The following is a 12,957-nucleotide window of genomic DNA, read 5'->3' as shown; positions in this document are numbered from 1 at the left end:
TGGCGAAAAACGCCAACACCTGTCCTCGCTTGAGCACCTTGCGAAGCACTACCTTACCCTTCGCGTCCACCCCGTGGACCTGAAAGACGCTCTTTGCAATGTCCAACCCGATTGTCGTACTGTTCATCCGGACTCCTCCTCTTCGTCGAAGTGGTCGTTTCATCCTCCACTCTGGCACATCACGATGCCGTTAGGGAGGGGAGGAGTCCATACCATTAGCCTAGCATAACCCCGCTGACGCGCGAGGTATTATTTCACAGTTCTCTTGTGACGTATTTCCTTGACTTTCCGGCTACGCGACGGTCACCGGCGCGAACAACGGCTGAGACCGGGAGACAACCTTGCACCTGCCGGCGGCACAGCCTCCTTACACGCTGTAGTGATTGCCGTTGATGCGTATGCAGCACATACGCTCTCCGCTCATCTCCATCGTTATCATCGACAACGCGGCCGTATCCAGGACGTGATCGGCGTGCTGCGGGAACATCCCCTCTTTCGCTTCCTTCATGCTACCTTCGGTGGTCGACAAATCGAGACGACCGTTTTCGTCCTGCTCAAATACCAGGTGGATTTCCTGGCGGTCTTGGCGTCTATCATATATCCTCCTAAGTGGTGATCAAAGCCATGTCGTTTGCTTCGGTCGGCCTGTGCCCGGGATATGTTCGATCGCCGGCATGACGATCGGCCAGGCCCACTGGTACAGGCTTTACCGTCCGAAACAGTGTCAATCCTATCAAACTCGCCGCATCACGCCAGGAATTTCTTCACAAGCGTGCTGTGAAATAGGACCCGGACGAGCGCCCGAGCGACAGGCGAAACTACGATGTTTTTCCCTAGTATCGGTAAGCTTGAGCGTCCAGGGTGGCGAGGCTCGGCGGTTCCCCTTTGACACCCGGCTTACGGCCGAAGGGTGCTTCAGAACGACAAGGTGATGGTCCCAATGAACAACCAGTCGATCGCCAAAAGAGGCTGGCTATCGGTTGTCGGGTTCGTCTCCTGCTGAAAGTCGAAGTGCTCGTCGAGGAGGTTCTTGACGGCGAAGCTCACGATCCCCCAGCGCTTCGGCAGGCGGCAATTGATCCGGGCATCGACGACCCAGAAACTGTCTGCGCCGTCGAAGACATCCTGGGCCGGGATCGAACTCCACCTTGGTGAACTCGCCGTCCTGATGGACATAGGTCGGATTGATCCCGACCGAAACCCCCGAGGGATGGAAAAACGACACGCCAAGCGGCACCCGGTGAGTGTCGACCTCTTTGATCTTTCTGCTGAACAGGATGTCACGCTCGAAACGCTCGAAGATATACTCGGCGCTGAAAGCCCAATAGCGATGCGGTGTCCAGAACAGGTAGGCGCGGGCTGCCTGTTCCTCCCAGGAAGCGAGCCCCCCGCCAAACGGGACGTCGAGGTCGCGTTGCGATAGCTCCATCCCGCCGAAGAGATCCTCCCCGATCGCCTGGTCGAGCGCCACGCCGTAACGCCAGCCGAATGTCCCGTTCAGGTCTTCGAAAAACTGGTTGAAACCGGCGATCTGGGTGGGCTCCACGGTCTGGTTCACCGTCAGCGGCTTTTTCATGGCCCGGAAGGCCGCCGCCCGGATCGTCGTGCCGTGGCCGGGCGTCCAAATCACCCCGAACTTGGGACTGATCTGATTGCGACTGGACTGCGTGTCCTGGTCGAAAAGATCCACGCTCAGCCCGAGCGTGATATCCAGATCGGGGTTGCCCCGGAGGTGGGCGTAGCTATAGAAGTCGGCATAGGTGATCCCAGGGTCGAACTCGCTCCTGAAGTCGGGCAGGACCGGGATCTGGAAATCGACCGAGATCGCATCGGTACGATCGTCCTCGATGTAGCCCGCCCCACTGACGAGGCGATACCACGGACCGCGAAACAGATGTTGGACCTCGATCTGGTAATCGTCTTCCTCGCTGTTCGCCGCGATCGTCTGAAGCCCGTCGAAGTCGTCTACGGTGGCCTCGAACTGCCGCACGATGAAAGACCCGATGACCTCGGAGGCCGTCGAAAAGGCATGATGGATCCCAAGCCGCTCCGAAGTGATGCGCTGGGTCTGCCGTAGGTGGCGGGAAAAATCGAGGGGGTCGAAAAGAAGGCCCCGGTCGCCCTGATCGGTGTCGGTGTAGCGCAACTCCGCTTGCAAGCTCGTCGCCGGCGACAGATTGAATTGCACAAAGGCGTCGTAGAGATCGGCCTTGAAGTCGTTGTTGTCGCGCGACCCCTCGGTGTCGAAATGGAACTGGCCGAAGCTATAGGAAATGGGCCCCTCGACACCGGACACAACCGCTTCCTCGCCGAAGGTCTCGTGGCTCCCGAACGCACTCGAGAGCTGCATCGCCAGGCGATCGCGCAAGAACAAGGGGTGAAACTCGTTGAAGGCCGCCCGACCCGGTCCCGCGCCTTCCAGGATGAACAGATTGCTCACGGCCAGGCGCGGTTGGATCGGCGTCGCGTTGAGGGGCTGGAGCAACTGGGACTGCAGCAACTCGCTCACCCGCGCGATCTCGTGTCGCGGTAGCGAACTATAGGAATCCGCGAGCAGCCTATGCCCGGAGTAGTCGCCTGGGTCGGTGTTGACCGATTTCCACCCCTCTACGAGCCCGAGTCGCTCGAACCCGAGGTCGCTGTAGATCCGCCCGAGCGCCGCGCTGCGGGCGGCGAGGTCCTGGTCGAGCAGGAGCCTCGATCGATACACCGCGCGGTGTCGTTACGCGCGATGGCGTGCTCGAGATCGTGCAGGGCCTCGACGGGTCGATTGGTGGTCTGCTTCTGGATGGCGTCGTAGAACCAGGGGGTGGGGTCCTCGGGATCGAGGAGCTTGGCCTGCTCGAGCTCGGTCTCGGCCAGACTCCCGCGCTTCTCTTCGAAATAGGCCTTGCCGAGGTAGCTCCGGACCAGCGAATTGTTGGGGTCGAGCGAGGCGGCCGTCTCGATCTCGCGGGTGCCCTCCTCCAGGTTCCCGTCACGGATCTTTGCGAGCCCCATCCCGAGCCTCGGGAGCGGATCGGCCGGGTCGCCCCGGATGGCGTGCTCGAACGCTTTTTTAGCCCGCTCCACCTCGACGCGGGTCAGATAGGCGAAGCCCAGGACAGTCTCGGTGCGGGCGAGGGTGAGATTCAGAGCCTCGGCCTTCTTCGCGGCCTCGAGAGCCGCATCGAGATCGCCCCGCGATAACTCGAGCTCGGACACCCGCGCCCACAGGAGCGCGTCCTCGGGGCTCAAATCGACGGCGCGCCTCGCATGTTCAAGCGCCGGCTCGATCTCGAAGCGCCCCTGATAGGCATAGGAGAGCGCGGACTCCGGCAGCGGCGATCTCGGATCGAGCATCGCCCCCGCCTGGGCCAGCCGCAACGCCTCGTCTTTTTGGTCTCGCACCAGCGCGATGACCGAGCGCAACGCAGAAGCCGCTCCCGACTCGCGATCGGCCTGCTCCGCCTCCGCGAGGGCGGCCTCGGCCTCTCGAACCCGGCCGACGCTCATTAGCAACCCGGCCCGGAACAGGAAATAGGTCCCGCCGCGTACTCCTCGAGGCACCCGATCGAGGGCGGCGAAAGCCCCCGCCGGATCATTGCGCGATAGGCCGAGGCCGCCTCGCGCAGCGCCGGGGCATGGCGCTCGGGCCCCCGCGCCATGAGTTGAAGGTTGATGAGCGGGGGGTAATACAGCGCCCACTCGACCGCCTCGCGCGGCTTCACCAGCACCCGCCGCACCGGGACTTCGCCGGCGCGCGCGAGGGCCGCCTCCCGGCTGGCCACGAACAGGGCCCCGGCCGCGTTTTCGAAGCGCACCCGGTCCTCGAAGACGATGAGCTCGGTCTCGGCTTCCCCGACCCGCAGCACGAGGTCGGTGCCCTCGACCACGGCGTTCACGAACGGGGTGTGGATCTGCAGGCGCCGGGGCACGCGGGTGATGAAGTGCATCACGCCGCGCAGGAGGAGTAGCCACGGCGGTGCCTCTGGTTCACGAGGCGGGAAGCTCAAGGTCGTGCGCTCATCGAGCCGCAGCACGGTCTGCACCTCATCGGCGAGCTGCACCGCCGCCCGCCCGAGGGGTCCAACCCGGATATGGTCCCCGGGGCAGAGCGTCTCGTCGCCCGCCACCGCGCGCCACTGCTGTCGGCTCGCCGCCACCGAGCCATCCGGCGTCGCGCCGCCGCGCTCGACTTCGACCGGGCCCTGCACCGAGAGCACCTTGGCGACCCAGGGCTCACAGCCCTCGGCCTGGGCGCAAGCCCCGCGCATGCAGATGGATTGGATACCGCGATCGCGAGCCACGGGCGGGCCCACACCCCTCGTGCGATCAACCCTGCACCCCCGCGCCGCACTTGCACGGCGCCGATTCTTAATTGGCTTACCGCGTGATCGCGGTATCAGTTCTTTTCGTCCGCCGCGCGGGCGCGGCGTGAGCTCCAGGTCTTACATGACCTGGCCGCGCACAGCGCGGCGCTCGCTCCGTGAGTCTCGAACGGGCAACCCGCCGCACCGAATAGCACCCATCCTGGCAGTTAGTCAAGCCGCGTGACGGGGTCAGGCGTCGCCGCGGCTCAGGGGGGCGAACGTCGCCGCGTGTCGGGGTACACCGCGTGCGCCCCTACGATCGTGCTCGCGTATCTAATCCCTATGGCCGTGCACCCCAACCGTCGGCGGCAGGCGCGGGAGATGTCCCCACCACGGCGATCTTCAGCGCAAGCACAATTGGCTCACAGGCCAGGCCACGCCATAGCCCATGAGGGTCCCGAGGACCAGATCGCTCGGGTAGTGATGGGCGGCGGCGAGCCGTGCCCAGCCGATCAGCACCAACAGGGCGACGAGCGCCGGGGCAAACCCCGGCATCACGAACCCGATGGGGAGGGACAGCGCTGCCACCGTCATGCAATGGCCGCTCGGGCAGGAGTAACGGTCCAGCGGCTTCAAGAGGGATTCCAGCGCACCGTCGCGGTCCATGGGTCTCAGGCGCGCCATGTAGGATTTCACCCAGGGGTACAGCGCGTGGGCGATCCCGAGTGACAGGAGAGCCGTCAGCACCATCGGCAACCCGTTGCGACCGAGATAGCCCCAGAGGGCGAGCCCCCCGAAGAGGAACAGCCAGCCGTTGCTGAGCCAGTTGACCACGACCGCCACGGTGCGGATGGTCGGGCGGCGGGCGGCCTCCGCCTGGCGCCGCACGATCGCGATCTCGTACTCGTGGAGGCGTTCGAAGACCTCGGCCAGCCGGAACGGCCGGGCCTTGCCGGTCGCGTGTGCCGTGAGCCGTTCGGTGAGGCCGAGCTCGTGGTCCATCGAGTTGGGCGAGGAAGTTACCGGGCGCACGCTTGGATTCTTACTTAAATGAACCCGCATGCCAAGTCTAGAGGTTTCGCGGGCGGGGGCGCACCGCCAGGAGGTCATGGTTCAAACGGCCCTGCACCCGTCGCCGGCATGGGTCATAATACGTCTCGATACTCACCTCGGGCGGGGAGGCGGGCAGGGGGAGTTGAGATCCCGCTATGCCGATCCCCAGCATTCGGCTCGCTTTATGGACCTATCCATCGTCGTTCCCCTGTACAACGAAGCGGACAGCGTGACGCCGCTCTATCGTGGCATCAAGGACGCCCTGGCACCGCTCGGGCTCCGCCACGAGATCCTGTTCGTGGACGATGGGAGCCGCGACGGAACCTTCGAGGTCGCCTCGCGATTGGCCGCGGCCGACCCCCTCCTCAGGGTGATCCGGTTCCGCAAGAACTACGGCCAAACCCCGGCCATGGTCGCCGGCATCGAGCACGCCGGCGGAGAGGTCATCATCCATGGACGGCGATCTCCAGAACGACCCGCGCGACATCCCCGTGTTCCTGGAAAAGGTCCGGGAGGGCTTCGATATCGTGGTCGGCTGGCGCTACGAGCGCCAGGACAAGCTCATGACCCGTAAGATCCCATCCGTCGTCGCCAACTGGATGATCGGCACGGTCACTCGTGTCCCCATCAAGGACAACGGCCGGCAAGGTCAGGATCACCTCGCCGCTGGCGTGCTCGAAACCCACCATGATCGCCAGGGCCTCTCCATAGGGTTTGGCCATCTGCACGATGGTGAGCGGCGCACCGGCGTCCTTGAGCCCGCGAAGCGCCTCGCGCACCATCGGTAGCTCGCCGTCCAGCACATAGATCATCTCGAAGCTCTCGAAGCTTGACCCCGTGGCCGCGAGGGCGTCACGGTATTCCTCGAACACCTTGGCCACGTTGTCGTAACGCCCCTCGGCCACCGGCACGATGGCCGACAAGCGGATATCTTTTTTTGGCCTGAGTCATGATGTCCTTCCTTCCGGTGTGGGGGCATCGACTTTGAGCCTGGCGAAACCCTCGAGCTTGAGCGTGCCGGTGCGATAGACGAGCTCCGCGAGCACCCCCCAGAACAGCAACACGATGGCCAGGGCCCCGTACAGCAACGCCAGCCCCGTGAACACCACCTGTGCCGCATCGGGATGCAGCAACATCTCCACCCGATCCCGGCGACCGTAGCGAAGGCGTAGAGGGGCCTGGAAAGATGGGCCAGGATGGCCTTCACGGTCACGAGGTCGAGGAGGACTTTGTACATCTGCGAGAGCCCGTACTTGGAATTGGCCGAACTGGCGGGCGTGGTGGTTGACCTTGATCTCGGCGATGCGCGTCTCGGCCAGCGAGGCCATGGCGGGAATGAAGCGGTGCATCTCCGAATACAGCGGGATGCTCTTGATGATCGCCGCGCGGTAGGCCTTGAGCCACCAGACGGGTGTCGATGTCGCTCCGCAGGCTTTTCTCCAAGGCGAGCAAGTCCTGGTGCTTGCGGTCCACCTCTTCGGCCATGCGGATGCGGGACGTCTCGATGTCGCATTCGGCGCACTCCGCCTGGCTCAGGCGCTTCTTGGCTTCCATGGCCTCGCGGGCGAAGCGCTTGCGTTCCTCGGCCAACTCCGCCGCGACCTGCTCTTGCAGTCGATGGATCTTGGCCAGCTCGTCCGCCTGTCGCTTAGGCGGTTTCATCCATCTCCCGTTCGCGTGACCGAAGCTTTTGCTTGAGTTGCGCCTTAAGCCCGCGGATGCGCTCCTCCTCGACCTGCCGCTGTCTGGCGGCGTCTTGTTCCGCGACACGGCGGGCCTCTTCGATATCCCGCTTCATGGCCTCTGCATGCGCCACCAGCGCGCTGGCTCGCTGCACTTCCTCCTCGACGCGAAGGCGTTCTTGCTCCAGCTCTGCCTGGTTCTTGCCCTGTGCCTCGCGTAATTCCCGCTCGATCCGTTCCCGATGGCGTTGCGCCTCCTTCATACGCGCCTCGACCCAGGGCATTGGCCCGTTCCCTCTCGGCCCTGGCGTGTTCCCGCTCCCCTCGCAGGTCCTGATAACCGGCCTGCTCGGCACGGTGCGCGGCGGCTTCCACCTCTCGCTGATGGCGGTGCGTATCTGCGACGCGGGATTCGGCCTCCCGCACCTCGGCGGCCAGGCGCTCGCGATCTGCCTGGACCTCGGCCTCGGCCTCGGCCCGCAGCCGCTCGATCGCGGCCAGTTCCTCCTGCTTCATCGCGCGCAGAGACAGGAGCTCCTGGTCGCGTTGGCGCAGACGTTGTTGCACCTCGGCCTCGAGCCCCGCGGCTCGCGCTTCGGCGTCGCGCTTGAGACGCTCGGCCTCGATCTCGGCACGGCGCCTGGCTTCTTCTAGATCGCGCCGCATCGCCTCCGCCTCGGCGAACAGGGCCTGGCCCGCGCCAACTCGCCCTGGGATCGGGAATCGATCTGTGCTTCGAGGCGCTTTTTCGCCGCCTGCTCCTCGGCATGAGCCTGTTCGGCCTCTTGCTTGATCTTGAGGGCCTCGTGCAACTCCAACCGCGCCTGGGCCAGCCTGGCCTTGAGGACAACGGCCTGCACCTCCGGGTCATCGGACCCGACCTTGCTGTGCTCGGTGGCCCCCGCGCCCACCGCCCCTCCCGCAGGGTGGTCCGAGACAGGTCCCGGGCTCCCGGCGGCAAACGCCCACCGGTAGCCATAGGACGCACCGTCCGCGCGGCCGTGCGAGATGCTACCCGGGATCGTTTCGGCCGGGGTGGGAGCGGCCTTGGCGGCATCGGTCTTCGGGACGCCAACCGGGGCGGCATCGGCCTTGGTAGGAGCGCGACCTCCGGAGAGATCGGGATAGGCTTCCAACCCCCCCCCGCCAGATAGACGCAGTCGCAGCCGGCGTCGATCACCAGAAAGGCCGCCACGGCACCCCGTATGCCGTTGTCGCAGGAGGCGATGTAGCGCCGGCTCGGGTCCAGGGACTGGGCCCGCTGGCGCAACAGGTTCAGGGGGAGGTCGAGGCTGTCGGGAAGCGCCGACCCCGCTTGCTCGTCCGGATAACGGACGTCCAGCCATCGGGCACCGGCGGATAGCTGTTCCCGAGCCTCTACCAGGGTGACGGATTTCAACACCGGCGCGACTACGAGGTTATGGAAGCTAGCCTTGTCGAGACGCATGAGGGTGCAGTTCGTCAAGGTCCGTACCGTGGCATTGCGGACCCCGCCCGTGACCAGGGCCTCTTCGCCGAAACGTTCTCCCGGCCCGAGCTGGGCCAGTTTATATCCCTGGTCGGCGTGAGAGAGACAGCGCTGCACCTCGCACAGCCCTTCTTTGATCACGTAGCAGGCGTCCGCGGCCTGTCCCTGTTGGATGACGCTCTGGCCGGCCTCGACCTCGACGGCCTCCATGGTGGCGAACAAACGCTGGATATTGGCCACCGGCAGCCGCGCGAAGATCGGGGACTTCAGCATGCGGGTGATCCAGTCTTCCGGGCCGCTCGATGCGATTTCCCTCTCGAGGGGCTCGGCGTCGCTATCATGCGGTCCCGCATGCATGAGGTGATCGAGCCGCTCCCGCTGTACGCGCAGCACTTGAACCGTGGTTCTGGGGAGCGCCGAGAGTTGGCGGGGCTGCAGTTGGGCAAGGGCGAATCGAGCCTCCTGTGTCCCGCCCCGGAGGTGGCTCACCAACTCGCCGTCAGAATAAAGTTCGAGCTCGCCCTCTAGCAGATAGAACAGGTAGGCGTCGCGGTCGCCCTGTCGGAACACGTAATGTCCCGGCCGGGGGCGTAGTCCAGGACGGACGACTCATCGATGAGACGCTGGAGGCGCGGTGGAGGCAGGTCCTGGAGCGGTGCGAGCTGCGGGATCAGGGCATCGAGCACCGTGCGGTTGTGGCGAGTATCCGTATTCATTTCTTCCCCTCTCGGTTCCGTAAGCGGGTGCTTCGGTGCGCCGAAGCAGCGGGGTATCGGCGATAGGCCTGTTCGCCGTAGTCCACGCACGACCGGCCGATGCGAGTCGCTCGGGCAGCGCCTTGCGGCAACCGTCCGACCGGCTGACGCCTGACCCGCGTTACGCTTGATGGTCTGACGCCGGATCGGTCTAACGCCAGATGGATCTAACGCAGGAATCGAGGCGTCCGCCCGCAATAGATCTCGTAGGCCGGACCGAAACGGGCTAGGAGCTCTTGCTCCTCGCGGCGCGCGAGACCGGCGTAGAGATAGACGAGGACAGGAAATAACAGCAGCGTGAGGAGCGCCGGGGCCTGCACCAGGTTCCCCAACATGATCGAGTAGAGCGCCAGGTACTGGGGGTGACGGACCCAACGATAGGGTCCGGTCGTCGCCGGGACCCCGCTCTGCAGGGCGGCCTCCAGGGCTTTCCGCGACAGGAACAACACGATGAGGCCCCCAAAGATCAAGACCCCGGCGATGATGTGGAACCAGTCGAACGCCCCTTCGCGACCCGCAGTCTCGAACAACACCCGCCACAGGTCACCCGCGCGCCACCCGAGGTGGTCCGCGCCCGGATAGCGCGCGAGCTGGTCGGCGAAGAGTGAGAGGGTGAAGGGGTAGCCGTAGGACTCCACGTGGGTCACGAGCAGAAAAAGCCCGAACAGCGCGATGCTGGCGTACTCGACGGGCCGCTCCGGGCGGATCAGCAGATACGCCGCGGCGGCCCAGATGATGGTATTGAAGGCGACGGTACCCCAGTGGCCGTAAGCCAGCTCGGTCCCGATCATGAGCTCTTCCATGCCGACTGCCTATAACTTAAACGGCCGGTAGCGCTCAGTCTTCGGCGAGCGCCGGGAGATCCCTGAAGTACTCCAGGGCCTCCGGGTTCGCGAGGGCATCCCGGTTCTTGACCGGCCGGGCGTGGATGACCTCGCGGACCGCCAGCTCCACGATCTTCCCGCTCAGGGTGCGCGGGATGTCGGGCACCGGGATGATCTTGGCAGGCACGTGACGCGGCGACGACTGAGCGCGGATGGTGGACCGGATGCGCCCGATGAGGGCGGCGTCCAGCACGACCTCCGGACGGGTCTTGACGAACAGCACGACGCGCACATCCCCACCCCAGTCCTGGCCGACCGCCAGCGACTCCAGGACCTCGGGCAGGGCCTCGACCGCGCGGTAGATCTCGGCCGTGCCGATGCGCACCCCGCCGGGATTCAGCACCGCGTCCGAGCGACCGTAGATGATGACCCCGTCGTGCTCGGTCAGCTCCGCATAATCGCCATGGGCCCACACCCCGGGGTAGCGCTCGAAATAGGACCTGCGGTAGATCTTGCCGTCCGGGTCATTCCAAAACGAGACCGGCATGGACGGGAACGGCGCCGTGCACACCAGCTCCCCCTGCTGGCCGCGCACGGGCCTAGCGGACTCGTCGTAGACCTCGACCTTCATGCCGAGCCCCCGGCACTGGATCTCCCCCTGCCACACCGGAAGCACCGGGCAACCCAGGGCGAAGCAGGAGATGATATCCGTCCCGCCCGAGATCGAGGAGAGTTGGACATCCGCTTTGATGTCGCGGTAGACGTAGTCATAGGACTGGGGCAGGAGCGGCGAGCCGGTCGAGAGGATGAGCTTGAGGCGGCTCAGATCGTGGGTCTTGACCGGCATCAGGCCGGCCTTTTCCTGGGCCGCGAAGTACTTGGCACCGCCACCGAAGACCGTGACGCGCTCTTCGGCCGCCAGGTCCCAGAGCACGCCCGGATCGGGATGCAACGGCGAGCCGTCGTAAAGCACCACCGTCGCGCCCGTGGCCAGTGCCGTCACCAGCCAGTTCCACATCATCCAACCACAGGTCGTGAAATAGAAGACCCGGTCTTCGGGCCCCACGTCGCAGTGCAGGACCAGCTCTTTGAGATGCTGGAGGAGCGTGCCCCCGGCCCCATGCACCAGGCACTTGGGGGCGCCGGTGGTCCCGGACGAATACAGGATATAGAGTGGGTGCTCGAAGGGCACCCGGGCAAAGTCCAGAGGTGCCTCGCGATCCCCGAACCCGGCATAGGAGACGGCGCCGGGGAGCGTTACGCCATGACCGGCGTAGGGGACGATGACCAGTCGCGCGAGTCCCGACAGGCGCGGCGACACCTCGCGCAAGCGCTCGCGCACCTCGATGGAGTGGCCGTTGTAGCGATAGCCCTCGACCGCGAACAGCACCTTCGGCTGGATCTGGCCGAAGCGGTCGAGGAGCCCCTTTGCGCCGAACTCGGGCGAGCACGAGGACCACACGGCCCCGAGACTCGCGGTGGCCAGCATGGCACACACGGTCTCGGGGACGTTCGGCAGATAGCCCGCAACCCGATCCCCAACCCCGACACAAGCGGCCTTGAGCCCCGCGGCGAGCCGCGCCACCTCCCGATGCAGCTCGGCACGTGACAGCTCGCGGCGCTCGCCCGATTCCGCACGAAACACAAGGGCCGGCCGCTCGTCGGCCGCGCCCATCAGGTTTTCCGCGAAATTGAGGGTAGCACCCGGGAACCACCGGGCGCCCGGCATGCGGTCGCCGCCTTCGAGCACCCGGTCCCACCTGCGCCCCGACACGACGCCGCAAAAGCGCCACACGGCCGCCCAGAACGACTCGGGGTCCTGGATAGACCAGGTGTACAGCGAGGGGTAGTCGGAAACCGCCGGCTCGCCGAGGCCCGCGATGAAACGCGTGAGCCTGGCCTTTGCGACGCGTGCCGCGGAGGGGCTCCAGACGGGTTGGGTCATATAACTTTTATTAACTGGGGGCTATTTCGCACTCATTCTCAAGGCCCCATCGAGCCGGATCACCGCGCCGTTCAGCATGGGGTTCTCGTAGATGTGGCAGCAGAGTGCCGCGAACTCCGCCGGGATCCCGAAGCGTTTGGGAAACGGCACTTGGTTGAGCAGGCCCGCACGGACGGGCCTAGTCAGCGACGCCACCATCGGGGTCTCGAAGACCCCCGGGGCGATGCAAACGACCCTTACCCCGAAGCTCGCGAGCTCGCGGGCCAGCGGCAAGGTCAGGCTCACCACCCCGCCCTTGGAGGCGGCATAGGCAGCCTGCCCGATCTGTCCATCGAAAGCGGCGATGGAGGCCGTATTGACGATGACGCCACGTTCCCCCTCCGGTTCCGGGTCGTTGTGCTGCATCACGGTGGCCGCGGCACGGCACACCGTAAAGGTCCCGATCAGATTGACCGTCACGACGCGCGCGAAGTCCGCCTGCGCCATGGGCCCTTCCCTGCCCACCACCCGCCCGCGATGGGAGATCCCGGCACAGCAGACGGCGAAGGTGAGCCCTCCGAGCACCTCGACCGCCTCGGCCATGGCATGATCGGTCGCGGCCTCGGAACCCACGTCGGCCTCGACATAGACGGCACCGGGTGGCAACGCGACCGGGGGACGGAGATCGAGCACCACCACCCGCGCCCCCAGCTTCACGAGCCTCTCGGCGACCGCAAGCCCGAGGCCCGACGCGCCCCCCGTCACCACCACCCGTGCCCCTTGCAGTCTCACACCTCCTCCCGCCCGGGGATACCCGTCCCCTGCAGATAGTCTAGTGTAGTGTCCCTTGAATAACTTTACAGATTATCCCTTCTTGTTTTTCCCTCGGGGTCCCATGTGAGGACTCCCACTTTTCGAGCTGCGTCCGTTCAGCCGTTTCAACTCGATCGACAGCCTCG

17 protein-coding genes and 1 pseudogene are annotated in these 12,957 nt (G+C 65.4%); 3 read left to right on the top strand and 15 right to left on the bottom strand.

Annotated features, from left to right (window positions below):
- The 6 genes from M3461_05345 to M3461_05320 all read right to left on the bottom strand — a co-directional run.
- The coding region (locus M3461_05345; GenBank protein ID MDQ3773813.1) for an IS110 family transposase at positions 1 to 127 on the bottom strand (127 nt) is incomplete at its 3' end.
- 240 nt (positions 128 to 367) lie between these two features.
- A complete protein-coding gene (locus M3461_05340) occupies positions 368 to 508 on the bottom strand; it encodes a hypothetical protein (protein MDQ3773812.1) in 141 nt (46 codons plus the stop codon).
- A 465-nt stretch (positions 509 to 973) separates the two neighbouring features.
- Positions 974 to 2,710 (bottom strand): TonB-dependent receptor, encoded by a 1,737-nt coding sequence (locus tag M3461_05335; protein MDQ3773811.1) that lies wholly within the window; start codon positions 2,708 to 2,710, stop codon positions 974 to 976.
- Positions 2,608 to 3,549, bottom strand: coding sequence for a hypothetical protein (locus M3461_05330; protein MDQ3773810.1), 942 nt, complete (start codon positions 3,547 to 3,549; stop codon positions 2,608 to 2,610). Before M3461_05330 ends, M3461_05335 begins: the two co-directional genes overlap by 103 nt.
- Positions 3,495 to 4,289 (bottom strand): FecR family protein, encoded by a 795-nt coding sequence (locus M3461_05325; protein ID MDQ3773809.1) that lies wholly within the window; start codon positions 4,287 to 4,289, stop codon positions 3,495 to 3,497. Before M3461_05325 ends, M3461_05330 begins: the two co-directional genes overlap by 55 nt.
- A gap of 405 nt (positions 4,290 to 4,694) precedes the next feature.
- Positions 4,695 to 5,294 carry a phosphatase PAP2 family protein gene (locus tag M3461_05320; protein MDQ3773808.1) on the bottom strand — a complete coding sequence of 200 codons (600 nt, stop codon included), beginning with the start codon at positions 5,292 to 5,294 and terminating at the stop codon, positions 4,695 to 4,697.
- Positions 5,295 to 5,529: 235 nt separating this feature from the next.
- Between M3461_05320 and M3461_05315 the strand changes: the two are divergent.
- A pseudogene (locus M3461_05315) lies at positions 5,530 to 5,736 on the top strand (glycosyltransferase).
- A 55-nt stretch (positions 5,737 to 5,791) separates the two neighbouring features.
- On the opposite strand, the gene M3461_05310 reads toward M3461_05315, so the two are convergent.
- The 4 genes from M3461_05310 to M3461_05295 all read right to left on the bottom strand — a co-directional run bounded on the left by M3461_05310 (position 5,792) and on the right by M3461_05295 (position 7,311).
- Positions 5,792 to 6,268: a hypothetical protein gene (locus tag M3461_05310; protein MDQ3773807.1), complete on the bottom strand. Its 477-nt coding sequence runs from the start codon at positions 6,266 to 6,268 to the stop codon at positions 5,792 to 5,794.
- Between the two features lie 24 nt (positions 6,269 to 6,292).
- Positions 6,293 to 6,481 (bottom strand): hypothetical protein, encoded by a 189-nt coding sequence (locus M3461_05305; GenBank protein MDQ3773806.1) that lies wholly within the window; start codon positions 6,479 to 6,481, stop codon positions 6,293 to 6,295.
- Between the two features lie 73 nt (positions 6,482 to 6,554).
- Positions 6,555 to 7,007 carry a hypothetical protein gene (locus M3461_05300; protein ID MDQ3773805.1) on the bottom strand — a complete coding sequence of 151 codons (453 nt, stop codon included), beginning with the start codon at positions 7,005 to 7,007 and terminating at the stop codon, positions 6,555 to 6,557.
- The gene (locus M3461_05295; GenBank protein ID MDQ3773804.1) at positions 6,994 to 7,311 is read right to left on the bottom strand and encodes a hypothetical protein; all 318 of its coding nucleotides are present in this window, start codon (positions 7,309 to 7,311) and stop codon (positions 6,994 to 6,996) included. The genes M3461_05300 and M3461_05295 overlap by 14 nt, the downstream gene beginning before the upstream one ends.
- Positions 7,312 to 7,336: 25 nt before the next feature.
- Between M3461_05295 and M3461_05290 the strand changes: the two genes are divergently transcribed.
- Complete coding sequence (locus M3461_05290; GenBank protein MDQ3773803.1) at positions 7,337 to 7,681, top strand: hypothetical protein; 345 nt, start codon at positions 7,337 to 7,339, stop codon at positions 7,679 to 7,681.
- Here the strand turns inward: M3461_05290 and M3461_05285 are convergent.
- Positions 7,678 to 8,163, bottom strand: coding sequence for a hypothetical protein (locus tag M3461_05285; GenBank protein ID MDQ3773802.1), 486 nt, complete (start codon positions 8,161 to 8,163; stop codon positions 7,678 to 7,680). The genes M3461_05290 and M3461_05285 overlap by 4 nt on opposite strands.
- A gap of 284 nt (positions 8,164 to 8,447) precedes the next feature.
- Between M3461_05285 and M3461_05280 the strand changes: the two genes are divergently transcribed.
- Positions 8,448 to 9,023 carry a hypothetical protein gene (locus M3461_05280; protein ID MDQ3773801.1) on the top strand — a complete coding sequence of 192 codons (576 nt, stop codon included), beginning with the start codon at positions 8,448 to 8,450 and terminating at the stop codon, positions 9,021 to 9,023.
- On the opposite strand, the gene M3461_05275 is transcribed toward M3461_05280, so the two are convergent.
- The 4 genes from M3461_05275 to M3461_05260 form a co-directional block, all read right to left on the bottom strand.
- Complete coding sequence (locus M3461_05275; protein ID MDQ3773800.1) at positions 9,020 to 9,211, bottom strand: hypothetical protein; 192 nt, start codon at positions 9,209 to 9,211, stop codon at positions 9,020 to 9,022. The two genes, M3461_05280 and M3461_05275, sit on opposite strands and share 4 nt — an antisense overlap.
- A 206-nt stretch (positions 9,212 to 9,417) precedes the next feature.
- A complete protein-coding gene (locus tag M3461_05270) occupies positions 9,418 to 10,053 on the bottom strand; it encodes an isoprenylcysteine carboxylmethyltransferase family protein (protein ID MDQ3773799.1) in 636 nt (211 codons plus the stop codon).
- A 34-nt stretch (positions 10,054 to 10,087) separates the two neighbouring features.
- Positions 10,088 to 12,019 carry an acetoacetate--CoA ligase gene (locus tag M3461_05265; GenBank protein ID MDQ3773798.1) on the bottom strand — a complete coding sequence of 644 codons (1,932 nt, stop codon included), beginning with the start codon at positions 12,017 to 12,019 and terminating at the stop codon, positions 10,088 to 10,090.
- A gap of 21 nt (positions 12,020 to 12,040) precedes the next feature.
- The gene (locus M3461_05260) at positions 12,041 to 12,790 is read right to left on the bottom strand and encodes an SDR family NAD(P)-dependent oxidoreductase (GenBank protein ID MDQ3773797.1); all 750 of its coding nucleotides are present in this window, start codon (positions 12,788 to 12,790) and stop codon (positions 12,041 to 12,043) included.
- Positions 12,791 to 12,957: the final 167 nt, after the last annotated feature.

Source organism: Pseudomonadota bacterium (genome assembly GCA_030860485.1).
Taxonomy (GTDB): Bacteria; Pseudomonadota; Gammaproteobacteria; order JACCXJ01; family JACCXJ01; genus JACCXJ01.
This window is presented reverse-complemented; position numbering and strand designations above follow the sequence as displayed.

Coding starts and splice junctions, on each gene's coding strand:
- M3461_05340 (MDQ3773812.1), bottom strand. CDS start 508: ATGAAGGAAGCGAAAGAGGGGATGTTCCCGCAGCACGCCGATCACGTC.
- M3461_05320 (MDQ3773808.1), bottom strand. CDS start 5,294: ATGGACCACGAGCTCGGCCTCACCGAACGGCTCACGGCACACGCGACC.
- M3461_05305 (MDQ3773806.1), bottom strand. CDS start 6,481: ATGTTGCTGCATCCCGATGCGGCACAGGTGGTGTTCACGGGGCTGGCG.
- M3461_05300 (MDQ3773805.1), bottom strand. CDS start 7,007: ATGAAACCGCCTAAGCGACAGGCGGACGAGCTGGCCAAGATCCATCGA.
- M3461_05295 (MDQ3773804.1), bottom strand. CDS start 7,311: ATGCCCTGGGTCGAGGCGCGTATGAAGGAGGCGCAACGCCATCGGGAA.
- M3461_05280 (MDQ3773801.1), top strand. CDS start 8,448: ATGGAAGCTAGCCTTGTCGAGACGCATGAGGGTGCAGTTCGTCAAGGT.
- M3461_05275 (MDQ3773800.1), bottom strand. CDS start 9,211: ATGAATACGGATACTCGCCACAACCGCACGGTGCTCGATGCCCTGATC.
- M3461_05270 (MDQ3773799.1), bottom strand. CDS start 10,053: ATGGAAGAGCTCATGATCGGGACCGAGCTGGCTTACGGCCACTGGGGT.
- M3461_05265 (MDQ3773798.1), bottom strand. CDS start 12,019: ATGACCCAACCCGTCTGGAGCCCCTCCGCGGCACGCGTCGCAAAGGCC.